General features: G+C 60.0%; 20 protein-coding genes. 9 read left to right on the top strand and 11 right to left on the bottom strand.

Going from position 1 to position 26,398, the window contains the following annotated elements; all coding sequences use genetic code 11:
- A complete protein-coding gene (locus HBO23_RS16740; RefSeq protein WP_017137435.1) occupies positions 1 to 1,251 on the bottom strand; it encodes a lipoprotein-releasing ABC transporter permease subunit in 1,251 nt (416 codons plus the stop codon).
- 94 nt (positions 1,252 to 1,345) lie between these two features.
- On the opposite strand from HBO23_RS16740, the gene HBO23_RS16735 reads away from it, so the two are divergent.
- Together HBO23_RS16735 and HBO23_RS16730 are read left to right on the top strand one after the other, a co-directional pair.
- A complete protein-coding gene (locus HBO23_RS16735; RefSeq protein ID WP_170038819.1) occupies positions 1,346 to 1,924 on the top strand; it encodes a PilZ domain-containing protein in 579 nt (192 codons plus the stop codon).
- Between the two features lie 44 nt (positions 1,925 to 1,968).
- A complete protein-coding gene (locus HBO23_RS16730; RefSeq protein WP_017137433.1) occupies positions 1,969 to 2,691 on the top strand; it encodes a glycerophosphodiester phosphodiesterase in 723 nt (240 codons plus the stop codon).
- A 42-nt stretch (positions 2,692 to 2,733) separates the two neighbouring features.
- On the opposite strand, the gene sthA is transcribed toward HBO23_RS16730, so the two are convergent.
- Positions 2,734 to 4,128 carry a Si-specific NAD(P)(+) transhydrogenase gene (gene sthA, locus HBO23_RS16725; protein ID WP_017137432.1) on the bottom strand — a complete coding sequence of 465 codons (1,395 nt, stop codon included), beginning with the start codon at positions 4,126 to 4,128 and terminating at the stop codon, positions 2,734 to 2,736.
- Between the two features lie 235 nt (positions 4,129 to 4,363).
- Here sthA and HBO23_RS16720 point away from each other — a divergent pair, with 235 nt between their 5' ends.
- Together HBO23_RS16720 and HBO23_RS16715 are read left to right on the top strand one after the other, a co-directional pair.
- Positions 4,364 to 4,906 (top strand): chalcone isomerase family protein, encoded by a 543-nt coding sequence (locus tag HBO23_RS16720; RefSeq protein ID WP_138454216.1) that lies wholly within the window; start codon positions 4,364 to 4,366, stop codon positions 4,904 to 4,906.
- Between the two features lie 274 nt (positions 4,907 to 5,180).
- A complete protein-coding gene (locus HBO23_RS16715; protein WP_017137430.1) occupies positions 5,181 to 6,479 on the top strand; it encodes an MFS transporter in 1,299 nt (432 codons plus the stop codon).
- Between the two features lie 162 nt (positions 6,480 to 6,641).
- Here the strand turns inward: HBO23_RS16715 and HBO23_RS16710 are convergent, their stop codons facing one another.
- On the bottom strand, positions 6,642 to 8,105 hold the full coding sequence (locus HBO23_RS16710) for a glyceraldehyde-3-phosphate dehydrogenase (protein ID WP_017137429.1): 1,464 nt from the start codon (positions 8,103 to 8,105) through the stop codon (positions 6,642 to 6,644).
- A gap of 340 nt (positions 8,106 to 8,445) precedes the next feature.
- Here HBO23_RS16710 and mfd point away from each other — a divergent pair, with 340 nt between their 5' ends.
- From mfd to HBO23_RS16695, 3 genes are read left to right on the top strand one after another with little or no spacing between them, the layout of a single operon-like run.
- Positions 8,446 to 11,895: a transcription-repair coupling factor gene (gene mfd / locus HBO23_RS16705; protein ID WP_017137428.1), complete on the top strand. Its 3,450-nt coding sequence runs from the start codon at positions 8,446 to 8,448 to the stop codon at positions 11,893 to 11,895.
- 11 nt (positions 11,896 to 11,906) lie between these two features.
- Positions 11,907 to 12,476, top strand: coding sequence for a CsiV family protein (locus tag HBO23_RS16700; RefSeq protein WP_017137427.1), 570 nt, complete (start codon positions 11,907 to 11,909; stop codon positions 12,474 to 12,476).
- A gap of 9 nt (positions 12,477 to 12,485) precedes the next feature.
- Complete coding sequence (locus tag HBO23_RS16695; protein WP_170038817.1) at positions 12,486 to 15,176, top strand: DEAD/DEAH box helicase; 2,691 nt, start codon at positions 12,486 to 12,488, stop codon at positions 15,174 to 15,176.
- 100 nt (positions 15,177 to 15,276) lie between these two features.
- On the opposite strand, the gene nagZ is transcribed toward HBO23_RS16695, so the two are convergent.
- The gene (gene nagZ / locus HBO23_RS16690; RefSeq protein WP_017137425.1) at positions 15,277 to 16,287 is read right to left on the bottom strand and encodes a beta-N-acetylhexosaminidase; all 1,011 of its coding nucleotides are present in this window, start codon (positions 16,285 to 16,287) and stop codon (positions 15,277 to 15,279) included.
- A 134-nt stretch (positions 16,288 to 16,421) separates the two neighbouring features.
- Entirely contained in the window at positions 16,422 to 17,129 is a 708-nt protein-coding gene (locus HBO23_RS16685) for a TetR/AcrR family transcriptional regulator (RefSeq protein WP_017137424.1), read from the bottom strand.
- Positions 17,130 to 17,392: 263 nt separating this feature from the next.
- Here HBO23_RS16685 and lexA point away from each other — a divergent pair, with 263 nt between their 5' ends.
- Complete coding sequence (gene lexA, locus HBO23_RS16680) at positions 17,393 to 18,001, top strand: transcriptional repressor LexA (RefSeq protein ID WP_017137423.1); 609 nt, start codon at positions 17,393 to 17,395, stop codon at positions 17,999 to 18,001.
- Between the two features lie 10 nt (positions 18,002 to 18,011).
- Entirely contained in the window at positions 18,012 to 18,485 is a 474-nt protein-coding gene (sulA, locus tag HBO23_RS16675) for an SOS-induced cell division inhibitor SulA (protein ID WP_170038815.1), read from the top strand.
- 251 nt (positions 18,486 to 18,736) lie between these two features.
- Here the strand turns inward: sulA and HBO23_RS16670 are convergent, their stop codons facing one another.
- From HBO23_RS16670 to fadB, 6 genes are all read right to left on the bottom strand, one after another.
- Positions 18,737 to 18,970 (bottom strand): hypothetical protein, encoded by a 234-nt coding sequence (locus HBO23_RS16670; protein WP_010212068.1) that lies wholly within the window; start codon positions 18,968 to 18,970, stop codon positions 18,737 to 18,739.
- Between the two features lie 227 nt (positions 18,971 to 19,197).
- A complete protein-coding gene (locus HBO23_RS16665) occupies positions 19,198 to 19,719 on the bottom strand; it encodes a DUF6586 family protein (protein ID WP_026013729.1) in 522 nt (173 codons plus the stop codon).
- Positions 19,720 to 19,846: 127 nt separating this feature from the next.
- On the bottom strand, positions 19,847 to 22,468 hold the full coding sequence (gene topA, locus HBO23_RS16660) for a type I DNA topoisomerase (RefSeq protein WP_099548675.1): 2,622 nt from the start codon (positions 22,466 to 22,468) through the stop codon (positions 19,847 to 19,849).
- A gap of 114 nt (positions 22,469 to 22,582) precedes the next feature.
- Positions 22,583 to 22,819, bottom strand: coding sequence for a DUF1653 domain-containing protein (locus tag HBO23_RS16655; RefSeq protein ID WP_017137419.1), 237 nt, complete (start codon positions 22,817 to 22,819; stop codon positions 22,583 to 22,585).
- A 97-nt stretch (positions 22,820 to 22,916) separates the two neighbouring features.
- On the bottom strand, positions 22,917 to 24,092 hold the full coding sequence (fadA, locus tag HBO23_RS16650; protein WP_017137418.1) for an acetyl-CoA C-acyltransferase FadA: 1,176 nt from the start codon (positions 24,090 to 24,092) through the stop codon (positions 22,917 to 22,919).
- Positions 24,093 to 24,121: 29 nt separating this feature from the next.
- Entirely contained in the window at positions 24,122 to 26,269 is a 2,148-nt protein-coding gene (gene fadB, locus HBO23_RS16645; RefSeq protein ID WP_099548674.1) for a fatty acid oxidation complex subunit alpha FadB, read from the bottom strand.
- Between the last annotated feature and the right edge of the window lie 129 nt (positions 26,270 to 26,398).

Genomic DNA, 26,398 nt, shown 5'->3' with positions numbered 1-26,398 from the left:
TCACTCATAACGTAAGGCCTGTGCTGGCTGGGTGCGTGCCGCGCGCCAGGCTGGATACAGGGTGGCAAGGAAACTCAATAGCAACGCGGCGCCGCCCACCATCAACACGTCCTGGGCCTGAACCTGGGACGGCAAGTAGTCGATGAAGTAGACGTCAGCGTTGAGAAACTTGTGGCCGATGACTTTTTCCAGCGCGGCAATGGCGGCGCTGACGTTCAGCGCGGCCAGAATGCCGACGGCGGTACCGATCAAGGTGCCGACTACGCCGATCACGGTGCCCTGCACCATGAAGATCGCCATGATCTGGCCCGGCGTGGCGCCAAGGGTACGCAGGATGGCGATATCGCCCTTCTTGTCGTTCACCACCATCACGAGCGTGGAGATGATGTTGAACGCAGCCACGGCGACGATCAGCAGCAACAGCAGGCCAATCATGGCTTTTTCCATGCGGATGGCCTGGTAGAGGTTGCCGTGGGTGCGGGTCCAGTCGCGGGCGTAGTACTGCGAGTCGCCCAGGTGCTGGGCGATTTCCCACGCGCCGCGCGGTGCATCGAACAGGTCGTTGAACTTGAGGCGCAGGCCCTGCACCTGATCCGGCTGCCAGCGATGCAGGCGGGCCAGGTCGGTAAGGTTGGTGAGGCCCAGGTAGCCGTCGATTTCGCCGGCGCCGACGTGGAAGGTGCCGACCACGGTAAAGCGCTTCATGCGCGGGAACATGCCGGCCGGGGTCACGGTGACTTCCGGCGCGACGAAGGTCAGCTTGTCGCCGATGCCCACGCCGAGCTTGGCCGCCGCCTTGTCGCCGATCACGATGCCGAAGCTGCCGGGTGCCAAGTCGTCGAGTTTGCCCTGCAACATGAACTTGTCGATGATCGACACGTTACGTTCCTGGGCCGGGTCAACGCCATTGAGCAGGATCTTCTGCACCTTGCCGTCGTTGGTCAGCAGCCCCTGCATCTGGGTAAACGGCGCAACGGCCACTACCTTGGGGTTCTGCTTGACCTTGGCGGCCAGGCTTTGCCAGTCGTTGATGGGTTCATCGGACTCGATGGTCGCGTGGGGCACCATGCCCAGCACGCGGGTGCGCATCTCATGATCGAAGCCGTTCATCACCGACAGCACCACGATCATCACGACCACGCCCAAGGCGAGCCCGATCATCGAGGTCAGGGAAATGAACGACACAAAATGATTGCGGCGCTTTGCACGGGTATAACGCGTGCCGATAAATACGAAGAGAGGTCTGAACATGTCGGGGCTTGTTCGGAGGAAAAGAAGACGTCCCGGTGGCGGGGTCTGGTAAGCAGCTTTACACTCTGACCATTACCGTTACCTGGGGTTCGCCATGTCGACATTAGATGAAGAAGAACGCCGCGAATACTACCGTATCGACGACATGATCGCACTTCAAATCAGCACACTGTCTGCCCCGGAAGCGGCGAGCAAGGAAGTGTTGCTGGATGATTCCCCGCTGTTCAATCTGCTCAGCGAACTGCACCTCAGCGAATTCGAAGCCCAGCACCTGCTGCGCCAGATCAGCGAGAAAGATCGCAGCCTGGCGGCCTTTCTCAAAGTCCAGAACAAACGCGTGGACCTGCTCAGCCAGATCATGGCCCGTGGTCTGTTGGACGAAGTCGGCGCACCGCAGCCGGTGATCATCTCCGAAGGCGGCATCGACTTCCAGCGCCCCACGCCGCTGGCGCCCGGCGCGCACCTGGCGGTCAAGCTGGTGCTGATGCCCCAGGCGCTCGGCCTGCTGCTGCGCGCACGCGTGACGCATTGCGAGCCCAAAGGCGATGGTTTTGACGTGGGCACGGAGTTCGAATCCATGACCGACGCCCAACGCCAGTTGCTGGCGCGCTATATCCTGCAGAAACAGGCACAGGAACGCCGTCTGGCGCGGGAACAAAGCGACGACCTCTGAATACGTATTGAACACGCCAGCCTATCTGGCGCAAAGGAGCAACTGTGACCCTGATTTACGGCCACCGCGGTGCCAAAGGCGAAGCACCGGAAAACACCCTGACCAGCTTTCAGGAGTGCCTCAAGCACGGTGTACGCCGTTGCGAACTGGACTTGCACCTGTCCATGGACGGCGAGTTGATGGTGATCCACGACCCGACCCTCAAGCGCACCGCCGACCGGCGCGGCAAGGTCGTCGAGTATTCGGCGGCAGACCTGGTAAAGATGGACGCGCGCAAAGGTGGCCCAGGCTGGGTCAAACCGTGCCCGATTCCGCGCCTGGAAGAACTGTTCGAACAGTGCGACTTCGATCACTGGCAGCTGGAAGTCAAAAGTGCCTCGCGCACCCGCGCCGCGACCACTGTGCTGGCGATCCGCGAGATGGCCGTGCGGCATGGCCTGATGGACAAGGTCACCGTGACCTCAAGTTCTCGGGAAGTATTAAAAGCGGCGGTTGAGCTCACCCCGGACCTGTCACGCGGCCTGGTGGCCGAATACGCCTGGCTCGACCCGTTGAAGGTCGCGCAGAACTACGGCTGTGAGTACTTGGCGTTGAACTGGACGTTGTGCACCCCCGAGCGCCTGGAAAAAGCCCAGCGTCAGGGTTTGCACGTGTCCGTGTGGACGGTCAACGAACCTGCGCTGATGCGCAGGCTCGCCGACTTCGGCGTAGATAGCCTGATTACAGACTTTCCCGGTTTGGCCACTGCCACCCTCGAGAATTACTGAAATCGGTCTCCCCGGCCGGCTCAGGCCACCGGCCGGAGCCGCTCAAAAAAGCCGGTTGAGGCCGTCGTAGGCCGCTACCCGATAGGCTTCGGCCATGGTCGGGTAGTTGAACGTGGTGTTTACAAAATACTTGAGGGTATTTTGCTCACCCGGTTGGCTCATGATCGCCTGGCCGATGTGCACGATCTCCGAGGCCTGGTAGCCGAAGCAATGCACGCCGAGAACCTCAAGGGTTTCACGGTGGAACAGGATCTTCAGCATGCCTTGCGGCTCACCGGCGATCTGCGCACGCGCCATGCTCTTGAAGAATGCCTTGCCGACTTCATAAGGCACCTTGGCCTTGGTCAGTTCGTGTTCGTTCTTGCCGATCGAGCTGATCTCGGGAATCGTGTAGATCCCGGTCGGCACGTCGTTCACATAACGCCAGCTGCCATTGTCGACGATGCTGCCAGCGGCCGAACGGCCCTGGTCATGCGCAGCACTGGCCAGGCTCGGCCAGCCGATCACGTCACCGGCACCGTAGATGTTCGGTACGCAGGTGCGGTAATTCTCATCCACTTCGATCTGGCCACGGCTGTTGACCTTGACCCCGATGTTTTCCATGCCCAGCTTGTCGGTGTTGCCGGTACGGCCGTTGCACCACAGCAAGGCGTCGGCCTTGATCTTCTTGCCGGACTTGAGGTGCAAAATCACCCCGTTATCCAGGCCTTCGACCCGCTCGTACTCTTCGTTGTGGCGCACGGTGATGTTGTTGTTGCTGAAGTGGTAGCTCAACGCCTGGGAGATTTCCGAGTCGAGGAAGCTCAGCAACTGGTCGCGGTTGTCGACCAGTTCCACCAACACACCCAGGCCACTGAAGATCGAGGCGTATTCACAGCCGATCACGCCGGCGCCATAGATGATCAGTTTGCGCGGGGTGTGGCCCAGGCTCAGGATGGTGTCGCTATCGTAGATACGCGGGTGGTGGAAATCGATATCGGCTGGGCGATACGGGCGCGAACCGGTGGCGATGATGATGTGCTTGGCCACCAGCTTCTCGACCACGCCATTGGCGCAGACCACTTCGACGGTTTGCTCGTCGGCGAAACTGCCGGTGCCAAAAAACAGGTCGACGCGGTTACGGGCGTAGTAACCCGTGCGAGACGCAACTTGCTTGGAGATGACTTTCTCGGCGCTTTTAAGCACGTCCGGGAACGAGAACCAGCGCGGCTCACCAATGGCCCGGAACATCGGGTTGGTGTTGAACTGCATGATCTGGCGCACCGAGTGACGCAAGGCCTTGGACGGGATGGTACCCAGGTGGGTGCAGTTACCGCCGACCTGGCGACGGCTATCGACCATCGCCACCTTGCGCCCCGCTTTGGCGGCGTTCATTGCCGCACCTTCTCCAGCCGGGCCGGAACCCAGTACCACCACGTCGTAGTTGTAGACAGCCATGCGTACTCCTCAGAACAGGCCAGGCGTACGGTTGGACGCCTGGCTAAATCATGCCGCGGCCAGCGGGCATGAAGGAAATTTTTGGCTCAAGTGTGTGAGCCGGGGCACAGTCTATATAAGGCTCAACGCCGCGCACATTAACCCTTGGTCGCGTCGTAGGCCAGTCTTGCCTTTACTACAGGAACTGCAAACTGGCATTACACTGCTGACACGCACCTTCGCAGGCGGGGCCATTATGCGGCATGTGGTTTTCTGTTTAATGATGATTTTTTCGCTGACAGCGCACGCCAGTGAAGCGAGTCGGCTTAAGCAAGCCGGTTTTGCTGCGCAAACGCATGAGCTGGCGCTGAAAAACCAGGCGGTGCTGGTGTATCTCTGGGCGGATGTGTATGCGGCCGCGCTGTACGCTCCAGCTGATATCAGCGCCAAACAGGCCTGGGACCAGCAAAAGGCTGTGCGCCTGGCGCTGTATTACTTTCGCGACATCGACCGCAATGATGTGATCAAGGCCGCTACGGCTACCCTTGAACGTCAGCAATCCGCTGCAACCCTCGCCCGCCTGAAGCCTGAGCTGGACCAACTGCACGCCAGTTTCCGCAACATTCGCAGCGGTGACCGTTACGCCCTGGATTTTCGTCCTGGGCGTGGGCTGAGCCTGGAGATCAATGAGCAAGTGGTGTTCAGCAGTCGCGATGATGAATTGGCAAAGGCCTACCTCGGTATCTGGCTCGCGCCGAAAGGCCTGTCGGACAGCCTGCGCAACGCCCTCCTGAACTAACCAACGCCCCCAAAAACACCAAAGAACCCTGTGGGAGCTGGATTGCCTGCGATAGCGGTGGGTCAGCCACTCATTTGCGGACTGACACACCGCTATCGCAGGCAAGCCAGCTCCCACATTTGATTTTCATCGCCCTCGACAACTGCGCATTTAGTCATGCTTGCTATCAATTTTTATTGCCGGTAATGGCCAATACACATATGGTTACAAAACTACAGCAAGGACGAATGATGACCAGGGATCACTAATAAGACAGCCAACATGAGTGCATGACATGTCCACTACCACGGGCAAAGGCAAAGCGATTTTTCGCGTTGTCAGCGGCAACTTCCTCGAGATGTTCGACTTCATGGTCTATGGCTTCTACGCCACGGCCATTGCCAAGACCTTCTTTCCCAGCGACAGCGCGTTTGCCTCGTTGATGCTATCGCTTGCGACCTTCGGCGCCGGTTTCCTGATGCGGCCACTGGGCGCAATCTTCCTCGGCGCCTATATCGACCGCCACGGCCGCAAAAAGGGCCTGGTCATCACGCTGGCCTTGATGGCCGCCGGCACCATCCTGATTGCCTGCGTGCCCGGCTACGCCACATTGGGTGTGGCCGCGCCGCTGATCGTGCTGTTCGGTCGACTGCTTCAGGGTTTCTCTGCCGGCGTCGAGCTGGGCGGTGTCTCGGTGTACCTGGCAGAAATCGCCACACCGGGCCGCAAGGGCTTTTTCGTCAGTTGGCAGTCCGCCAGCCAGCAGGCTGCGGTGGTGTTCGCCGGTTTGCTCGGCGTGGGCCTCAACCACTGGCTAAGCCCGGAAGAGATGGGTGACTGGGGCTGGCGCGTGCCGTTCCTGATCGGCTGCCTGATCGTGCCGGTGATCTTCGTGATTCGCCGTTCGCTGGAGGAAACCCCAGAGTTCCAGGCACGTAAACACCGCCCTACCCTGCAGGAAATCGTGCGTTCGATCGGCCAGAACTTTGGCATCGTCATCGCCGGCATGGCGCTGGTGGTGATGACCACCGTGTCGTTCTACCTCATTACCGCTTACACCCCGACCTTCGGCAAGGCCGAACTGCACCTGTCTGACTTCGACGCATTGCTGGTGACGGTGTGCGTGGGCATCTCCAACTTTATCTGGCTGCCGGTGATGGGCGCGGTGTCCGACAAGATCGGGCGCAAACCCTTGCTGCTGGGTGCGACGATTCTGGCAATTCTCACAGCGTATCCGGCGCTGTCGTGGCTGGTGGCGAATCCGAGTTTCAGCCATCTGCTGATCGTGCTGTTGTGGTTGTCGTTCCTGTATGGCTCGTACAACGGGGCGATGGTGGTGGCGCTTACCGAGATCATGCCGATTGAAGTGCGCACCACTGGATTCTCGCTGGCTTATAGCCTGGCAACGGCGACCTTTGGTGGGTTTACGCCGGCGGCCTGTACTTACCTGATCCATGTGCTGGATAACAAGGCGGCGCCAGGGATTTGGCTCAGTGGTGCGGCGGTGTTGGGGCTGATTGCGACGTTGGTGCTGTTTAAAGGCAATCGGCATGAACTGCGGACGGCGCAGGCTTCGGTGGTTGGCGGCGCCTGATAGACCGCTATCGCAGGCAAGCCAGCTCCCACATTTGACGGTGTTCACAAGTCGAAATGTGGGAGCTGGCTTGCCTGCGATGAGGCCCTGATATTCACCACAAAACCAACAGCCACAAAAAAGCCCCGAACCAGTCGGGGCTTTTTCATTTACCGCAAAGGCTTAGCGCGGGAATGCTGGCGGGTTAACCCCGGCCATGTCTTCCATCACACGAACCACCTGGCAGCTGTAGCCGAACTCGTTGTCGTACCACACGTACAGAACAACGCGGTTGTCCTGGGTAATGGTCGCTTCAGCGTCGACCACACCGGCGTGGCGCGAGCCCACGAAGTCGGTGGACACCACTTCCTGCGAGTTAACGAAGTCGATCTGCTTATGCAGGTCGGAGTGCAGCGCCATGTAGCGCAGGTACTCGTTCATCTCTTCGCGGGTGGCGGCTTTCTCAAGGTTCAGGTTGAGAATGGCCATCGACACGTTCGGCGTCGGTACGCGGATCGCGTTACCGGTCAGCTTGCCGGCCAGCTCAGGCAGGGCCTTGGCAGCAGCGGTGGCGGCACCGGTCTCGGTGATCACCATGTTCAACGCGGCGCTACGGCCGCGGCGATCGCCTTTGTGGAAGTTGTCGATCAGGTTCTGGTCGTTGGTGTACGAGTGAACCGTTTCAACGTGACCATTCACGATGCCGAACTTGTCATTCACAGCCTTCAGCACCGGCACGATGGCGTTGGTGGTGCAGGAAGCAGCGGACACGATCTTGTCGTCAGCGGTGATTTCGCCGTGGTTGATACCGTGCACGATGTTCTTGAGCTTGCCCTTGCCAGGCGCAGTCAGTACAACGCGGTCGATACCTGGGCAGGCCAGGTGCTGGCCCAGGCCTTCGGCATCACGCCATACACCGGTGTTGTCCACCAGCAGTGCGTCCTTGATGCCGTATTGGGTGTAATCCACCTCGGCCGGGTTCTTCGCGTAGATCACCTGGATCAGGTTACCGTTGGCGGTGATGGTGTTGTTTTCTTCGTCGATGACGATGGTGCCGTTGAACGGGCCATGTACCGAGTCGCGGCGCAGCAGGCTGGCACGCTTGGTCAGGTCGTTCTCGGCGCCTTTACGCACCACGATGGCACGCAGGCGCAGGCCGTCGCCGCCACCGGTTTTTTCGATCAGGATGCGCGCCAGCAGGCGGCCGATACGACCGAAGCCGTACAACACCACGTCGGTGCCTTTGCGGGCTGCAGCGTTTTGCTGGCCAACCACATCGGCCATTTCTTCACGCACGAACTGCTCGGCGCTGCGGCCGGCACCTTCTTTGCGGAACTTGTAAGCCAACTTGCCCAGGTCTACCGAAGCCGCGCCGAGCTTGAGCTCGCTCATGGCTTTAAGCAGAGGGAATGTTTCGTGGACGGAGAGTTCGCTGTCGTCGGCAGAACGATGGCGAGCAAAGCGATGGGCTTTGAGAATCGCGATGACTGACTGGTTGATCAGGCTGCGGCCATAGATCGAGCTCACCACATTGTTATTGCGGTACAGCTGACCGATAAGCGGAATCATCGCTTCAGCGAGTGCTTCACGGTCGATCCATTCACCAAGACACTGGTCGGGCTTCTGAGTCACGGGAACCTTCCACATGTAGGGGCAGAAAAAAGGGGCTACATTATGCCGCCCGACCGGCCTCGGAGCAATGCGCGTCGGGCAACAAAAAGTGCTTGCGAAAAAATCACACCCCGCTGCAGCCCAGTAAATACGCGGCTTCCAGAAGGCCGCTGGTTGAGCGCCAACGTCGACTTGTCCGTAACCCTCCGAAACATCCACGCAAAATAGCACTACATATTGAGTCAAAACCCGCCATTGTTTGTCTTAGCCACTACATTTCCTGCAAACCGTAATAGGCTCAGTCAGCAACTGACAGGCGGCACCTTGGACCGCTACAATTACCGACTTTGTCGCAACGCTTGGAGCTCAACCTTCCGTGCCCGTTCTGCGTCTACCGCTTCTCCCTGCCGCGGCAGGTAAACAGCACTGGGGCAACCTGCCCGGTGCCGCCCTGAGCCTGGCCATTGCCGAGGCTGCCAGCGCAGCCAAGCGCTTTACCCTGCTACTCACCGCCGACAGCCAAAGCGCCGAGCGGCTGGAGCAGGAGCTGAGCTTCTTCGCCCCCGATTTGCCGGTGCTGCATTTCCCCGACTGGGAAACCCTGCCCTACGACCTGTTCTCGCCGCACCAGGACATCATTTCCCAGCGCATCGCCAGCCTGTACCGCCTGCCGGAACTGGCGCACGGCGTGCTGGTGGTGCCGATCACCACCGCCCTGCACCGCCTGGCACCGACCAAGTTCCTGCTCGGCAGCAGCCTGGTGCTGGATGTCGGCCAGAAACTCGATGTAGAGCAGATGCGCACGCGCCTGGAAGCCAGCGGCTACCGCTGCGTCGACACAGTGTACGAACACGGCGAGTTCGCGGTGCGTGGTGCGTTGATCGACCTGTTTCCGATGGGCAGCAAACTGCCGTACCGCATCGACCTGTTCGATGACGAAATCGAGACGTTGCGCACCTTCGACCCGGACAACCAGCGCTCCATCGACAAAGTAGAGTCGATCAAGCTGCTGCCGGCGCGCGAATTCCCGCTGCAAAAAGACGCGGTCACGCGCTTCAAGGCGCGCTTTCGCGAACGCTTCGACGTCGACTTCCGCCGCTGCCCGATCTTTCAGGATTTAAGCAGCGGGATTACACCGGCCGGTATCGAGTACTACCTGCCGCTGTTCTTCGACGAAACCTCCACCCTGTTCGATTACCTGCCCGCAGACACCCAAGTGTTCTCGCTGCCGGGCATCGAGCAGGCGGCGGAAAACTTCTGGAACGACGTGCGCAACCGCTACGAAGAGCGCCGCGTCGACCCGTCGCGACCTTTATTGCCGCCCGCCGAGCTGTTCCTGCCGGTGGAAGACTGCTTCGCCCGCCTGAAAAACTGGCCGCGCGTGGTCGCCAGCCAGCAGGACGTGGACACCGGCAGTGGTCGCGAGCGTTTCCCGGCGAGCACGCTGCCGGACTTGGCGATCCAGGCCAAAGCCACCCAGCCACTGGAAGCGCTGTCGAATTTTCTTGGCGACTTCCCTGGCCGCGTGCTGTTTACCGCCGAATCCGCCGGCCGTCGCGAAGTGCTGCTGGAATTGCTGGAACGCCTGAAGCTGCGCCCGAAAACCGTCGACAGCTGGCCGGATTTCGTCGCCAGCAAAGAGCGCCTGGCGATCACCATTGCGCCGCTGGACGAAGGCTTGTTGCTGGACGACCCGGCGCTGGCACTCATCGCCGAGAGCCCGCTGTTCGGTCAGCGCGTGATGCAGCGCCGGCGCCGTGAAAAACGCGCCGACGCCAACAACGACGCGGTGATCAAGAACCTCACCGAACTGCGCGAAGGCGCGCCGGTGGTGCATATCGACCACGGCGTGGGCCGCTATCTGGGCCTGCAGACCCTGGAGATCGACAACCAGGCCGCCGAATTCCTCACCATGGAATACGCCGAAGGCGCCAAGCTCTATGTGCCGGTGGCCAGCCTGCACCTGATCGCCCGCTATACCGGCAGCGACGACGCGCTGGCGCCGTTGCATCGCCTGGGCTCCGAGACCTGGCAGAAAGCCAAGCGCAAGGCCGCCGAACAGGTGCGCGACGTAGCGGCCGAGTTGCTCGACATTTATGCCCGCCGTGCCGCGCGCGAAGGCTATGCGTTTGCCGACCCGAAAGCCGACTACGCCACCTTCAGCGCCGGCTTTGCCTTCGAAGAAACTCCCGACCAGCAAACCACCATCGAAGCGGTGCGCGCCGATATGCTGGCGCCCAAGCCGATGGACCGCCTGGTGTGCGGCGACGTGGGCTTCGGCAAAACCGAAGTGGCCATGCGCGCAGCTTTTATTGCCGTGCACGGTGGCCGCCAGGTGGCGATCCTGGTGCCGACCACCCTGCTCGCCCAACAGCACTACAACAGCTTCCGTGATCGCTTTGCCGACTGGCCGGTGACCGTGGAAGTGATGAGCCGGTTCAAATCCGCCAAGGAAGTCAACGCCGCCGTCGCTGACCTGGCCGAGGGCAAGATCGATATCGTGATCGGCACGCACAAGCTGCTGTCGGACGATGTGAAGATCAAGAATCTGGGCCTGGTGATCATCGACGAAGAGCACCGCTTTGGTGTGCGTCAAAAAGAACAGCTCAAGGCCCTGCGCAGCGAAGTCGACATTCTTACGCTCACTGCGACGCCGATCCCACGCACGCTGAACATGGCCGTGTCGGGCATGCGCGACTTGTCGATCATTGCCACGCCGCCGGCGCGCCGGTTGTCGGTGCGCACCTTTGTGATGGAGCAGAACAAAAGCACGGTCAAGGAAGCACTGCTGCGCGAATTGCTGCGTGGCGGCCAGGTGTATTACCTGCACAACGACGTGAAGACCATCGAGAAATGCGCCGCCGACCTCGCCGAACTGGTGCCGGAAGCCCGTATTGCCATCGGCCACGGGCAGATGCGCGAGCGCGAACTCGAACAAGTCATGAGCGACTTCTATCACAAGCGCTTCAATGTGCTGATTGCCTCGACCATCATCGAGACCGGCATCGACGTGCCAAGCGCCAACACCATCATCATCGAGCGCGCCGACAAGTTTGGCCTGGCGCAATTGCACCAGTTGCGTGGCCGTGTGGGCCGTAGTCACCACCAGGCCTATGCCTACCTGCTGACTCCGCCGCGCCAACAGATCACCTCCGATGCCGAAAAGCGCCTGGAAGCGATCGCCAATACCCAGGACCTCGGTGCCGGTTTTGTACTGGCCACCAACGACCTGGAAATCCGTGGCGCCGGCGAACTGCTCGGCGACGGCCAGAGCGGACAGATCCAGGCCGTGGGTTTCACCTTGTATATGGAGATGCTCGAGCGCGCAGTGAAAGCCATCCGCAAGGGCGAACAACCGAACCTCGACCAACCCTTGGGCGGCGGCCCGGAAATCAACCTGCGTTTGCCGGCGCTGATTCCCGAGGACTACCTGCCCGACGTGCACGCGCGGCTGATTCTGTACAAGCGCATCGCCTCGGCCACCGACGAAGAAGGCCTCAAGGACTTGCAAGTCGAGATGATCGACCGCTTCGGCCTGCTGCCCGAGCCAACCAAGAACCTGGTGCGCCTGACGCTGCTGAAATTGCAGGCCGAACAGCTGGGCATCAAGAAAGTCGACGCCGGGCCGCAGGGTGGGCGCATCGAGTTCGAGGCGCAAACGCCGGTGGACCCATTGGTGCTGATCAAACTGATTCAGGGCCAACCCAACCGCTACAAGTTCGAAGGGGCTACGCTGTTCAAATTCATGGTGCCGATGGAGCGTGCCGAAGAACGCTTCAATACCCTGGAGGCGCTGTTTGAGCGCCTCATCCCGAAATCTGCTTGAAGGACGCCCCCATGCGCCTGTTCCGCATTCTGAGCTTAGTGTTGGTGGTGGTCGCACCTTCGGCGTTTGCCGACAGCCCGTACCTGGTTGAAATGATCCTGGTGCGCCAGAACGCCGAACCGGTGATCAACAGCCGCGCCGCGCCGGAAAACTGGGATGCCGGCGCTGCGCGGTTGCCGACCGACAAGCTAAGCCCACCGCGGCTGGGCAACATCGTCGACAAGCTCAGTGCGGACAATAGTTACACCGTATTGCTGCACCGGGCCTGGGATCAGAACCTGGGCGAGCAACCCGTGAAGCTGGCCATTACCGACGGCCAGGAGCAGTTCGGCCAGTTCCCCATCGAAGGCACGCTGAACCTGCAACTGGGGCGTTTTACCGATATCGACGCGGATTTCTGGATCAACCAGTTCGACGCCAATGGCAGCGTGATTGCCAGCGAACACTTGAGCCAGCAAGACGTGCGCACCAAGAACAACCAACTCAATTACCTGGATGGCGGCCACTTGGCGCTGCTGATCAAGATCACTTCGCTGACCGCCAAACCACCCAGTGCGCCACCGCCCGACATTCAGGACTGATCCAGCGCCATGCCCCTGACGTCGTCGTTGACCAAACCCCTGGCCCCTTCGTGGGCCAATCGCTTTAAAGAGCAAAGCCTTGAGCGCGGGCGGCGCTACGCCCTGGAAAACCGCGTGCGCATCGTCGAGTCCGGCGACAGCACCATCATCGCCAGCTGCGAAGGCTCTGGCGGCAATGTATACCGACAAACCATCTCGCTGCGCGAATCGGCCAAGGGCACGCTGATCCTGGTGGACAGCCGCTGCACCTGCCCGGTACACACCAACTGCAAACACATCGCGGCAGTGCTGCTCAAGGTCCAGGAAACCCTGGCTTACCCGGCCGCCGCGCAAGATGCCGAGCTGTTGGAAAAACTCCAGGCCGTGCTGGATAACCGCGTGGTGCTGCCACAGGTGGTGATGGAAGATGTGCGGCCAGTGCCGCGCCTGTGGCTGGCCAGCGTGGAGTTCAGCGCGTTTGAACCGCGTAATGGCAAGATGCAGCGCTATATCCAGCACCGTGCGGCGCTGTCGTTCAATTACCTGGGCAACTATGTCAGCGGGCAAAAAAACGCCGACATCATCGTGCGCCAGGAAACCCAGAGCCTGCGCATCAAGCGCCATCCGGAACTGGAGCAACCCTATCGCGAACAACTGCGCCTGCTGGGCTTCAAGATCGCTACACGCCAGAGCAAGGCGTTGCCGGAGAGTGCCGGTGAATTGTTCGAAATGGTCAATGACAGCGCCTGGTTGAACTTCACCCTCAACGCCTCGCCGACCTTGCGCGCCGAGGGTTGGGAGTTGCAGATCGATGAGGATTTCGGTTTCGACTTGAGCACCGTCGATGACTGGTACGCCACCGTCGACGAAGGCCCGGAACGCGACTGGTTCGACCTGGAGCTGGGGATTATCGTCAATGGCGAGCGCCTGAGCCTGTTGCCGATTTTGCTCAACTTGATGCGTTCGCATACCGAAATCCTCAACCCGGAAAAACTTGCCCGGCGCCGTGACGACGAGCTGATCCTGGTGAATATTCCCGGCCTGCCCAACGGCCACGGCCCGCTGCAAGTGGCTTTGCCGTACGGCAGGCTCAAGCCGGTGCTGGCAACCCTTGGCGAGTTTTACCTACAGGAAACCGGCACCACCAGCTTGCGTCTGGCCAAAGCCGACGCCATTCGCCTGAACCCGCTGGAAGACCTGCCGCTGCAATGGGAAGGCGGTGAGAAGATCCGCAATTTCGCCCAGCGCCTGCGCGACATCAAGGACTTCACCTGCGTGGCGCCCGAGGGCTTGAACGCGACCTTGCGCCCGTATCAGCTGGAAGGCTTGAGCTGGATGCAGTCGCTGCGTCAGCTCGATGTCGGCGGGATCCTTGCCGATGACATGGGCCTGGGCAAAACCCTGCAGACCCTGGCGCATATTCTCAGCGAAAAGGCCGCCGGACGCCTCGACCGACCGTGCATGGTGGTGATGCCCACCAGCCTGATTCCCAACTGGCTGGATGAGGCGGCGCACTTCACACCGCAACTGCGGGTGCAGGCGCTATACGGCGCTGGCCGTAAGAAACATTTCCCCCATTTGCAGGACTATGACCTGCTGCTGACCACCTACGCGCTGCTGCCCAAGGACATCGACACGCTCGCCGCCCTGCCCTTGCATGTGCTGATCCTCGATGAAGCCCAATACATCAAGAACCCCAACAGCAAGGCTGCCCAGGCCGCGCGCGAGTTCACTGCTCGCCAGCGCCTGTGCCTGAGCGGCACGCCGCTGGAAAACCACTTGGGCGAGCTGTGGTCGCTGTTCCACTTCCTGCTGCCGGGCTGGCTGGGTGACGTAAAAAGCTTCAACCGCGATTACCGCGTGCCCATCGAAAAGCGCGCCAGTGAGGTGCGCTTGCAACACCTCAACGGTCGGATAAAACCTTTCCTGCTGCGCCGCACCAAAGAGCAGGTGGCCACCGAGCTGCCGCCCAAGACCGAGATCATCCATTGGGTCGACCTCAATGAGGCCCAGCGCGACGTGTACGAAACCATGCGCCTGGCCATGGACAAGAAGGTGCGCGACGAAATCACCCGCAAGGGCGTGGCGCGCAGCCAGATCATCATTCTTGAAGCGCTGCTCAAGTTGCGCCAGGTGTGTTGCGACCTGCGCCTGGTCAACGACGCCACCCTGCCCGCCCGTGGCAGCAGCTCAGGCAAACTCGACAGCCTGTTGGAGATGCTCGAAGAGCTGTTCGCCGAAGGGCGCCGAATATTGTTGTTCTCGCAGTTCACCTCGATGCTGAGCCTGATCGAAGCCGAGCTGAAAAAACGCGGCGTGCCCTACGCATTACTCACCGGCCAGACCCGCGACCGGCGCACGCCGGTGAAGGATTTCCAGAGCGGCAAGCTACAGATTTTTCTGATCAGCCTGAAGGCCGGCGGCGTGGGCTTGAACCTGACCGAGGCGGATACGGTGATCCACTATGACCCGTGGTGGAACCCGGCGACGGAAAACCAGGCGACCGACCGTGCGTACCGCATCGGGCAGGAGAAGCCGGTGTTCGTGTACAAGATGATTGCGCGAGGCACGGTGGAGGAGAAGATCCAACACCTGCAGAAGGAAAAGTCTGATCTGGCAGCAGGCGTGCTGGATGGGCGCACGACCGGGGATTGGCAGTTGGGTAATGAGGATATCGAGGCGTTGTTTGCGCCGTTGCCCAACAAGCAAGAGAAGCGCTGACGGTTAGATCGCTATCGCAGGCAAGCCAGCTCCCACCCTTGAATGTATTCACAAATCGAGAGTGGGAGCTGGCTTGCCTGCGATGGCAGCAACGCGATATTCAGTCGATCAACTGAGCATCGCGCAACGCGGTAAGCGCCACCAGCCAACGCGGATCCTGCTTGTACTCCGTAGAGGCAATTGCCTGCCCACGCATCCGCGCAATCCGCGCCGACGGCGTGACCTTCATGCGTTGCGCCGCAGTCAGTGCCAGCTCCGCAGCAGCACGGTCATTACACACCAACCCCATATCACAACCGGCCGTCAGCGCCGCCTCAATTCGACTGGCCGCATCACCGACCACATGAGCGCCGGCCATGGACAGGTCATCGCTGAAAATCACCCCATCAAATTGCAGCTCGCCGCGCAAAATATCCTGCAACCAGCGACGCGAGAAACCGGCGGGCTGTGCGTCCACTTGCGGATAAATAACGTGAGCCGGCATCACCGCCGCCAATTGCTTGCTCAGGCGTGCGAAAGGCACCAGGTCATTTGCACGAATCTGTTCCAGGCTGCGCTCGTCGTTTGGAATCGCGACGTGGGAATCCGCCTCGGCCCAGCCATGGCCCGGGAAGTGTTTACCGGTGGCCGCCATACCGGCGCTGTTCATGCCGCGAATGAATGCACCCGCGAGCACGGCAGCGCGCTCCGGATCGCCTTCGAAGGAACGGGTGCCGACAACGGCGCTGCGTTGGTAGTCGAGGTCAAGCACCGGGGCGAAGCTCAGGTCGAGGCCGACCGCCAGCACTTCAGTGGCCATGATCCAGCCGCACTGCTCGGCCAGGTATTCGGCGTTGGGTTTATCCGCCAGCAGGCGCATGGCCGGCAGACGCACAAAGCCCTGGCGCAGGCGCTGCACACGCCCGCCTTCCTGATCGACCGCCAGCAGCAGGTCTGGGCGCACCGCGCGAATGGCCGCACTCAATTCGCGCACTTGCCGCGGGTGCTCGATATTGCGCGCAAAAATGATCAACCCGCCCACTTCAGGCTGGCGCAACAACTGGCGATCCTCGGCCGTCAGCCAAGTACCGGCCACATCGACCATTAACGAACCTTGCAGGGCAGCAGTCATAAACTTTCCTTAAATAACGCACACAACCCGTTGCCCTCACCTGGCGCAATAAGCGCAGCGAGCACAACGGGTTGTGAGTAAATAGCTGAAATCGGCATGGCGGCTAGCTTAGCCGCCGCGCACACCTGGGGCAATCACGCCTTGGCGACGGCCGGCGTAGATTTGCTGCGCGCACGCAACTGGGCAGCGGCCATGACCGGATCGGTCACGCCGGTTTCGGCACGCATGCCGGCGGCAAGGAACGGCACCATCAGGCGCATCACTTGCTCGATGGAAGTATTGACGCCGAAATCGGTCTCGGCAATTGCGCGCAACGCCTTGATCCCGGACATGCTGAACGCGGCAGCGCCGAGCATGAAGTGCACACGCCAGAACAGTTCGATCGGCGGAATACGCGGCGCAGCTTCGTTGACCAGCAGCATGTAGCGACGGAACACCTTGCCGTACATGTCTTCCAGGTAACGGCGCAAGTGGCCCTGGCTCTGGCTGAAGGCCAGCCCTAACAGGCGCATGAAGATCGACAGGTCATTGCCGCTGCGCGGTTGAACCACCAAGGCTTGCTCAACCAGGATTTCCAGCAGGTCTTCCAGGCTTGGCTTGTTTTCGGGCTTGGTCTGGCGACGCTCCAGCTCACGGTCGAGGCTGGCGCAGAACGGCCCCAGGAAGCGCGAGAACACCGCCTGGATCAGGGCTTTTTTCGAGCCGAAATGATAGTTCACAGCGGCGAGGTTAACCCCAGCCTTGCTGGTAATCAGCCGCAATGAAGTTTCAGCAAATCCTTTTTCCGCGAACAATTGCTCGGCAGCATCGAGAATGCGTTCAACGGTTTCCGACTGGGCCATGGCTACTCCGCCTGACAAACACTTGTTTGAAACATACGTTTCAGGGTGTGTCTTGTCAAGCCTGCGAGGCCGTTTTCCGGCCGGGCAGTCATCTATTTCATCGCTATTTAATCACATCCTTCGCGCCCTGTAGGCAGCGCTGTCTATGCCTTGCAGGAAGAGTGACAGACGACCGTCCAGCGGAGTGCCAAAAAAGGATGATTGCCAAGCGCAGTTCACTGTATATAATCCCAGTCACTGTATAAAAAGACAGAGCGATCAACATGCTAAAACTGACGCCACGCCAAGCTGAGATTCTGGCTTTTATCAAGCGCTGCCTCGACGACAACGGCTACCCGCCGACGCGAGCGGAAATTGCGCTGGAACTGGGGTTCAAGTCCCCCAACGCCGCCGAAGAACACCTCAAGGCCCTCGCCCGCAAAGGCGCGATCGAGATGACCCCAGGTGCTTCACGCGGTATTCGCATCCCTGGCTTTGAAGCCAAGGCCGACGAATCGACCCTGCCGATCATCGGTCGCGTCGCCGCCGGTGCGCCGATCCTGGCGCAGCAGCACGTCGAAGAGTCCTGCAACATCAACCCGACGTTCTTCCATCCGCGTGCCGACTACCTGTTGCGCGTACACGGCATGAGCATGAAGGACGTGGGCATTTTCGACGGTGATCTGCTGGCTGTCCACACCACTCGCGAAGCCCGTAATGGTCAGATCGTCGTCGCCCGTATCGGCGACGAAGTCACCGTCAAACGCTTCAAGCGCGAAGGCAGCAAGGTCTGGCTTATGGCCGAGAACCCTGAGTTCGCCCCGATTGAAGTGAACCTGAAAGATCAGGACCTGGTGATCGAAGGCTTGAGCGTCGGCGTTATTCGCCGCTAAAGGAGGCACCATGCAACTCGTGCACACCCCACAACACACACAACTGTCGCTGTTCGAGGCCTTTATGGCCCAACCCCTTGCGCCCATTCTCAAGGAAGCGGTCGAGGCCCCTTGGGGCTCCGAACCTGAGGCGTTCAGTGAACTGTCGTTGCGCGGTGCTGCCGGGAGCTGCCTGAGCCTGCTGGCGCCGATCCTTCGAGAATTGAGCGAGGAGCAGGACGCACGCTGGCTGACGCTGATTGCCCCACCCGCCAGCCTGACCCAGGCCTGGCTGCGGGACGCCGGGCTCAACCGTGAGCGCATCCTGCTGCTGCAACCGCGCGGTGCGCAAAGTGCTCAGCAACTGACGTGCGAAGCCTTGCGCCTGGGGCGCAGCCACACGGTGGTGAGCTGGTTGAACCCACTGAATGCAACAGCCAAGCAGCAGCTGATCAGCGCCGCGCGCACGGGCGATGCGCAGAGTTTGAATATTCGATTGGGGTAATGGGATCTGCTGCAGGCCAGCCGTATGGATGGGCTTGTTATGGCAGGCGAGCCTGTTGTGGCAGGTGAGCTTGTTGTGGCGAGCGAGCTTGCTCGCGCTGGGCTGCGCAGCAGCCCCAAAACCAGGCACCGTGGAATACCTGATACAGCGCATTAAATCTATTCAGGGCCGCTTCGCAGCCCAGCGGGAGCAAGCTCCCTCGCCACAGAAGCCCGGTCGTCAGAACACTTCCGACAGCGCGTCATTGCTACTCAGTGAAGCACCCGCGGCCCATCTTCCTTCTCCGGCTCGCCTTCGGCCAGGCGACCAGCCATCTGCACACCAACGCTCAACATGGCTTTTGCCACTTCTACATGTTGGCCCTGCAGGAACACTTTTGCATCTTCGGAAAAATCCAAAATAACCAGAGAACCCTCGTCCTCGGCCCTGCGCAGCTCGATTCGGCCGTCAGGCAACTCTACAATTTCCAGAAAGGACGTTGGCATATAAGTCTGTTCTCCACGAAAGGCCGGGATTATATCAGTCATCCACCCAGCCTCGCTGAGGATCTGAACAGGTTTCTTAACGGCTTGATGAATGGTGCTCTTCGGCAAGACTGCTCTCAATGTGGGAGCTGGCTTGCCTGCGATTACGGTGCATCAGCAAATGGCCGGCAAGCTGACCCAGCCTATCGCAGGCAAGCCAGCTCCCACCTTTGTTCAGCGCAAACCTCTTAACACTCGTTCAAGCCTTCACGAAACCGCAACGCCATCTTCTTCAGCTCCTGGCGCCAGCTTTCCAGCTCTTCGCGGCTCAAGGGCTTGGGCTCATCCTCTCCCAGCGCAACGGCCACGATCAGCGGCTGTGTCACATCACCCTTGGGCACATGGGGAACACGCGGCGGCTGGAACATATCCGCATGCGCTTTGAGCAATCGAGCAACCCAACTGTCGGGGCTCTGCGCCATTTCCACCAGTTCGGCCAGTTCAGGAATCGCCATGCTGTCCAGCACTTCGCGGTTCATGAGCATTTCTGCGCGTGGTGCGCCCGCCTGGGGCAAGCGGTAGAACCCGGCAATTTCATGGCACAGGCCCAGCAAAGCGCCATAGAGGTGGAACAACGCCGCCTCACGCCCGGCCTGGACCAGCGCGATGGCATTCATCTCCTTCCCTTCCTCGGCGCGGCCAAGGGCTTCCAGGGACAAACCCGCGAAGTAAATTTTCTGATTGGTACGGGTATAGAGTTCGTTGGCCATAACGGCAATCTCCACAACGAAATAAGCGTGATGCTGGCTGAACAGTGTCACGGATCAGCCAAGTTTCCTGCAAGCGTAAAAAAAGGCCGCCTTTTCAGGCGGCCTTTGTAGCTGGCAGATCAGCCGATCAAGCGCCCTGGCGCTTGTCCTCGACCTTCCACTTGCCGCCGTCGTAGAAAGCTTTCCAGCCGGTAGGCTTGCCGTCCACTTCGGTCTGCACGTACTGCTCCTTGGTTTTGCGGCTGTAGCGGATCACGGACGGGCGACCGTCGGGATCCTTCTTCGGCGCTTCACACAGGAAGTGGTACTTCGGATCGATCTCGTCCTTGTGCGGCACGATTTCCATCACCAGCGGAGCACGGGTCTCGCGGTTTTTCGGAAACTGGCTGGCCGCCAGGAACAGACCCGAAGCGCCGTCACGCAGGATGTAGGTGTCGTTGACCTTCTCGCACTTGAGTTCAGGCATCTTCACCGGGTCCATCTTCGGCGGCGCCGCGTCACCGCTTTTGAGCAGTTTGCGCGTGTTCTTGCAAGTCGGGTTGGTGCAGCCGAAGAACTTGCCGAAACGACCGGTCTTGAGCTGCATCTCGCTGCCGCACTTGTCGCATTCCAGGCTCGGACCTTCGTAGCCTTTGATGCGGTAGGTGCCCTCTTCGATCTCGTAGCCATTGCAATCCGGGTTGTTACCGCAGATGTGCAACTTATGCTTCTCGTCGAGCAGGTAGGCGTCCATCGCCGTGCTGCAGATCGGGCAACGGTGCTTGCCGCGCAGTACCAGCGACTCGGATTCACCCTCGTCGTCGGCGGCAATCTCATCGCCTGGCACCAGGTTAACGGTGGCCTTGCAGCGCTCTTTCGGCGGCAGGCTGTAGCCCGAGCAACCGAGGAACACACCGGTGGATGCGGTACGAATCTGCATCGGGCGGCCGCACGTCAGGCACGGGATGTCGGTCATCACCGGTTGGTTGGCGCGCATGCCGCTTTCAGGGCTTTCGGCTACTTCGAGTTTCTTTTTGAAGTCGCCGTAGAACTCATCCAGCACGTTTTTCCAGTCGCGTTCGCCCTGCGCCACGTCATCGAGGTTCTCTTCCATGCCGGCGGTGAAGCCGTAATCCATGAGGTTGGAGAAGCTCTCGGACAGGCGTTCGGTGACGATGTCGCCCATCTTTTCCGAGTAGAAACGACGGTTGTGCAGCGCTACGTAGCCACGGTCCTGGATGGTCGAGATGATTGCCGCATAGGTCGAAGGACGACCAATACCGCGTTTTTCCATCTCTTTTACCAGGCTGGCTTCGGAGTAACGCGCCGGCGGCTTGGTGAAGTGCTGGGACGGGTCGAGCTTGATCAGCTTCAACGTGTCGCCCTGGGCCATGTCCGGCAGCACGTCGTCATCGCCTGGCTTGGCGATTTGCGGCATCACGCGGGTATAGCCGTCGAACTTGAGGATACGGCCCTTGGCACGCAGCTCGAAGTCGCCTGCGCCCACGCTGACGGTGGTGGACAGGTATTGCGCCGGCAGCATCTGGCAGGCAAGGAACTGGCGCCAGATCAGCTCGTAGAGGCGCTCAGCATCACGCTCCATGCCGCTCAGCTTGCTTGGCTCGGTGTTGGCGTCGGAAGGACGAATCGCTTCGTGAGCCTCTTGTGCGCCTTCCTTGCTGCTGTAGACGTTCGGCTTTTCCGGCAGGTACTTCTTGCCGAACTCGCTTTCAATATAAGTGCGCGCCATCGCCACCGCGTCTTGCGACAGGTTGGTGGAGTCGGTACGCATATACGTGATGTAGCCGGCTTCATACAAGCGCTGGGCCATCATCATGGTCTTCTTCACGCCAAAGCCCAGGCGGTTGCTCGCGGCCTGTTGCAAGGTGGACGTGATGAACGGCGCCGACGGCTTGCTGCTGGTTGGCTTGTCTTCGCGCTTGACGATGCTGTAGCTGGAAGCCTTGAGCTTCTCCAGCGCGGCCATGGCCTGGGCTTCGTTCAGCGGCTTGAAGGCCTCGCCTTTCTCACGGGCCACTTCAAAGCGCACGTTGGCGCCCTTGGCAGTGCCCAGGTCGGCGTGGACTTCCCAGTATTCTTCGGGGTTGAACGCACGGATCTCACGCTCACGCTCCACCACCAGCTTGACCGCTACCGATTGCACACGGCCGGCGGACAGGCCACGGGCGATTTTCGCCCACAGCAGTGGCGAGACCATGTAACCCACCACGCGGTCGAGGAAACGACGCGCCTGCTGGGCGTTAACACGGTCGATATCCAGCTCACCCGGCTTGGAGAAGGCTTCCTGGATGGCTTTCTTGGTGATTTCGTTGAACACCACACGCTTGTAGCGGCTGTCATCACCGCCGATGGCTTCGCGCAGGTGCCAGGCAATGGCTTCCCCTTCGCGGTCCAAGTCCGTCGCGAGATAGATGGTGTCGGCATCTTTGGCGAGCCGGCGCAGCTCTTCGATGACCTTTTCCTTGCCTGGAAGGATTTCGTACTTGGCCTTCCAGCCGTGATCCGGGTCCACACCCATGCGTGAGACCAGCTGCTTGCGCGCTTTCTCTTTAGGGCTGAGCACCGGACCTTCGCCCGCAGCGGCCTTGCCGCGCTTGGCGGCAGGCTCCTTGCTGGCGCTAGCCGAACCGCTGGTGGGCAGGTCTCGGATATGGCCGATACTCGACTTCACCACGTACTCGTTGCCCAAGTACTTGTTGATGGTCTTGGCCTTAGCCGGGGATTCCACAATGACCAGCGATTTGCCCATGGATCGGAAAATTCCTGAATTCGAGAAGTGAAAGGCAGTTGGCGCCTGTCGCGGCAACGCTATATATAGTGGCAACAAGGTGAGGTCAAGCGCAGCATTCTGCGCGGCCTGCCGTTATTGCCCTGAAAAAAGACTGGGTTCGACCTGCACCAAAGCAAAGCGCGGGACCTGCTCGCCGTCAACTTCGACGGTCTCCAGGAACATGCTCAATGGGCGCACCCAAAAGCCGTAATCGCCATACAGTGCTTGGTAAAACACCACTTCTTCTTCGGTCTCGGAGTGCCGCGCCACATTAAAAACGCGGTACTGCGGGCCCTTATAATGTTGGTAGAGCCCTGGTTCGACTTTCATGCTTTGGCCCTCGTGCAAAATTTGTTGAAAAAAAATATTAAAAATTCCAAAAAACAAAAACCGGGGCACTGGGCCCCGGCTTCCGTCAGCGAAACGTTTAGATACGTTCGAAGACGGTGGAAATGCCTTGGCCGAGACCAATGCACATGGTTGCAACCCCAAGGTTGCCGCCATTTTGCTTCATCACGTTAAGCAAAGTGCCGGAGATACGTGCACCGGAGCAACCGAATGGGTGGCCCAGGGCAATCGCGCCGCCGTGCAGGTTAACCTTCTCGTTCATCTTGTCGAGTACTTTCAAATCTTTCAGCACTGGCAGGGCCTGTGCGGCGAAAGCTTCGTTGAGCTCGAAGAAGTCGATATCGGAGATGGTCAGGCCCGCGCGCTTCAAGGCTTTTTGTGTGGCCGGTACTGGACCATAGCCCATGATTGCCGGGTCCACACCTGCCACTGCCATCGAACGGATCACCGCCATCGGCTGAATGCCCAGGTCCTGGGCACGTTGCGCCGACATCACGATCATGCACGAAGCACCGTCGGTGATTTGCGACGACGTACCGGCTGTCACGGTGCCGCCCTTTGGATTGAAGGCGGGTTTCAAGGCCGCCAGGCTTTCCAGAGTGGTATCCGGACGAATGGTTTCGTCGTAGTCGAACAGTTTGAGGAAACCGTTCTCGTCGTAACCGTTCATCGGGATGATTTCATCCTTGAACTTGCCTTCCACGGTCGCCTTGTGGGCCAACTGGTGGGATCGCACGCCGAATGCGTCCTGGGCTTCGCGGGTAATGCCGTGCATTTTGCCGAGCATTTCTGCGGTGAGGCCCATCATGCCCGAGGCTTTTGCCGCGTACAGCGACATGTGCGGGTTAGGGTCGACGCCGTGCATCATGCTGACGTGGCCCATGTGCTCCACGCCGCCGACCACGAACACATCGCCGTTGCCGGTCATGATCGCTTGCGCAGCAGTGTGCAGCGCGCTCATCGACGAACCACACAGGCGGCTGACGGTCTGGCCAGCTGCGGTGTGCGGGATCTGGGTCATCAACGACGCCATGCGCGCGATGTTCCAGCCCTGCTCCAGGGTCTGGTTGACGCAGCCCCAGATCACGTCTTCGACTTCGTTAGGGTCGACCTTGACGTTACGCTCCAGCAATTTGCTGATCAGGTGCGCCGACATGTCTTCGGCGCGGGTGTTGCGGTGCATGCCGCCCTTGGAGCGGCCCATTGGCGTGCGACCGAAGTCGACAATCACCACGTCTCTTGGATTCAAGCTCATAAATATTCTCGCTCTAGTCGTCTGGGCGCTTAACCGAAGAAGCTCTGGCCGTTTTTGGCCATTTCACGCAGCTTCGCGGTCGGGTGGTACAGCGGGCCCAAATCAGCGTATTTGTCAGCCAGGGCAACGAACTCAGCCACACCGATCGAGTCGATGTAACGCAGCGCACCACCACGGAATGGAGGGAAACCAATACCGTACACCAGGCCCATATCGGCTTCGGCGGCGGTTTCAACGATGCCGTCTTCCAGGCAACGCACGGTTTCCAGGCACAGGGCGATCATCATCCAGTTGATGATGTCCTCATCGGACACCTCACGCTGCTCGTAGATGACCGGAGCCAGCACTTCGTGAACCGACGGGTCGGCCACTTTCTTCTGCTTGCCCTTCTTGTCAGCCTCGTAGGCGTAGAAGCCTTTGCCGTTTTTCTGGCCCAGGCGCTTGGCCTCGTAGAGCGCGTCGATCGCCGAGCGGCGGTCGTCTTTCATGCGGTCCGGGAAGCCTTCAGCCATCACGTCACGACCGTGGTGGCCCGTGTCGATACCGACCACGTCCATCAGGTACGCCGGGCCCATTGGCCAGCCAAATTTTTCCATAACCTTGTCGATGCGTACGAAGTCCACACCGGCGCTGACCAGCTTGGCGAAACCGCCGAAGTACGGGAACAACACGCGGTTGACCAGGAAGCCCGGGCAGTCATTGACCACGATCGGGTTCTTGCCCATTTTCTTGGCGTAGGCAACGGTGGTGGCAACCGCCAACTCGCTGGACTTCTCGCCACGGATCACTTCCACCAGCGGCATCATGTGTACCGGGTTGAAGAAGTGCATGCCGACGAAGTTTTCCGGACGCTTGAGGGCTTTGGCCAGCAGCGAGATGGAAATGGTCGAAGTGTTCGAGGCCAGGATAGTGTCGTCTTTAACCTGGCCTTCCACTTCAGCCAGTACGGCTTGCTTGACCTTCGGGTTTTCGACTACGGCTTCGACCACCAGGTCGACGTGACCGAAATCGCCGTAGGACAGCGTAGGACGAATGCCGTTAAGCACTTCAGCCATCTTCGCGGCGGTCATGCGACCTTTATCAACGCGGCCCACCAGCAGCTTGGCGGCTTCTGCCAGGCCTTGCTCGATGCCGTGCTCGTTGATGTCTTTCATCAGGATCGGCGTGCCTTTGGACGCCGACTGATAGGCGATACCGCCGCCCATGATACCGGCGCCCAGTACGGCAGCCTGTTTCACGTCGCGGGCGATTTCGTCGTAGGCCTTGGCCTTTTTCTTCAGTTCCTGATCGTTCAGGAACAGGCCGATCAAGCTTTGTGCTGCCGAGGTTTTCGCCAGTTTGACGAAACCTGCCGCTTCCACTTCCAGGGCTTTGTCGCGACCGAAGTTCGCAGCTTTCTGGATGGTCTTGATCGCTTCAACCGGCGCCGGGTAGTTCGGGCCGGCCTGGCCGGCCACAAAACCTTTGGCGGTTTCGAACGACATCATTTGTTCGATGGCGTTGAGCTTGAGTTTTTCCAGCTTCGGCTGACGCTTGGCCTTGTAGTCAAATTCGCCGCTGATGGCGCCTTTGATCAGGTTCAGGGCGGCTTCAGCCAGTTTGTCCGGGGCAACCACGGCATCGACTGCACCGACTTTCAGCGCGTCTTCGGCACGGTTTTCTTTACCGGCGGCGATCCACTCGATCGCGTTGTCAGCACCGATCAGGCGCGGCAGACGCACAGTGCCGCCGAAACCTGGGTAGATGCCCAGTTTGACTTCAGGCAGGCCGATTTTGGCGGTGGCCGACATGACGCGGAAGTCTGCAGCCAGGCACATTTCCAGGCCGCCGCCCAACGCGATGCCATTGATGGCAGCCACGGTTGGCACGTTGAGGTCTTCGAAATCGCTGAAAATCTTGTTGGCTTCGAGGTTGCCGGCCACAAGCTCTGCATCGGGCAGCTTGAAGTTGTCGACGAATTCGGTGATGTCAGCGCCGACGATAAACACGTCCTTGCCGCTGGAGACGATCACGCCCTTGACCGAAGCATCTGCTTTGATGGTGTCTACGGCCTGACGCAGTTCGTTCAGGGTTAGACGGTTGAACTTGTTGACGGACTCACCCTTGAGGTCGAATTTCAGTTCGACGATGCCACTTTCAAGAGCCTTAACCGTGATGGCTTTACCTTCGTAAATCATCAACTGATCTCCACGATATGGAAGCTGAACAGTACACACTGGACGCTGGCCTATTGGTTGGACATTGATAGTTGCCTCAATGCTCATGCCAATCCGCCAGGCACACCCGCCAATGCGCTAGTCGGGGTT

Origin of the sequence: Pseudomonas sp. WS 5532, from assembly GCF_012985445.1 — a bacterium.
Classification (GTDB): Bacteria; Pseudomonadota; Gammaproteobacteria; order Pseudomonadales; family Pseudomonadaceae; genus Aquipseudomonas; species Aquipseudomonas edaphica.
Note: the sequence above shows the minus strand (reverse complement) of the source record. Positions and strands in the feature narration are given on the sequence as shown.

Excerpts from the sequence above, each read along its gene's own strand:
- HBO23_RS16740 (WP_017137435.1), bottom strand. The coding sequence starts at position 1,251 with ATGTTCAGACCTCTCTTCGTATTTATCGGCACGCGTTATACCCGTGCA.
- HBO23_RS16735 (WP_170038819.1), top strand. The coding sequence starts at position 1,346 with ATGTCGACATTAGATGAAGAAGAACGCCGCGAATACTACCGTATCGAC.
- sthA (WP_017137432.1), bottom strand. The coding sequence starts at position 4,128 with ATGGCTGTCTACAACTACGACGTGGTGGTACTGGGTTCCGGCCCGGCT.
- HBO23_RS16720 (WP_138454216.1), top strand. The coding sequence starts at position 4,364 with ATGCGGCATGTGGTTTTCTGTTTAATGATGATTTTTTCGCTGACAGCG.
- HBO23_RS16715 (WP_017137430.1), top strand. The coding sequence starts at position 5,181 with ATGTCCACTACCACGGGCAAAGGCAAAGCGATTTTTCGCGTTGTCAGC.
- HBO23_RS16710 (WP_017137429.1), bottom strand. The coding sequence starts at position 8,105 with ATGTGGAAGGTTCCCGTGACTCAGAAGCCCGACCAGTGTCTTGGTGAA.
- HBO23_RS16700 (WP_017137427.1), top strand. The coding sequence starts at position 11,907 with ATGCGCCTGTTCCGCATTCTGAGCTTAGTGTTGGTGGTGGTCGCACCT.
- HBO23_RS16695 (WP_170038817.1), top strand. The coding sequence starts at position 12,486 with ATGCCCCTGACGTCGTCGTTGACCAAACCCCTGGCCCCTTCGTGGGCC.
- nagZ (WP_017137425.1), bottom strand. The coding sequence starts at position 16,287 with ATGACTGCTGCCCTGCAAGGTTCGTTAATGGTCGATGTGGCCGGTACT.
- HBO23_RS16685 (WP_017137424.1), bottom strand. The coding sequence starts at position 17,129 with ATGGCCCAGTCGGAAACCGTTGAACGCATTCTCGATGCTGCCGAGCAA.
- lexA (WP_017137423.1), top strand. The coding sequence starts at position 17,393 with ATGCTAAAACTGACGCCACGCCAAGCTGAGATTCTGGCTTTTATCAAG.
- sulA (WP_170038815.1), top strand. The coding sequence starts at position 18,012 with ATGCAACTCGTGCACACCCCACAACACACACAACTGTCGCTGTTCGAG.
- HBO23_RS16670 (WP_010212068.1), bottom strand. The coding sequence starts at position 18,970 with ATGCCAACGTCCTTTCTGGAAATTGTAGAGTTGCCTGACGGCCGAATC.
- HBO23_RS16665 (WP_026013729.1), bottom strand. The coding sequence starts at position 19,719 with ATGGCCAACGAACTCTATACCCGTACCAATCAGAAAATTTACTTCGCG.
- topA (WP_099548675.1), bottom strand. The coding sequence starts at position 22,468 with ATGGGCAAATCGCTGGTCATTGTGGAATCCCCGGCTAAGGCCAAGACC.
- HBO23_RS16655 (WP_017137419.1), bottom strand. The coding sequence starts at position 22,819 with ATGAAAGTCGAACCAGGGCTCTACCAACATTATAAGGGCCCGCAGTAC.
- fadA (WP_017137418.1), bottom strand. The coding sequence starts at position 24,092 with ATGAGCTTGAATCCAAGAGACGTGGTGATTGTCGACTTCGGTCGCACG.
- fadB (WP_099548674.1), bottom strand. The coding sequence starts at position 26,269 with ATGATTTACGAAGGTAAAGCCATCACGGTTAAGGCTCTTGAAAGTGGC.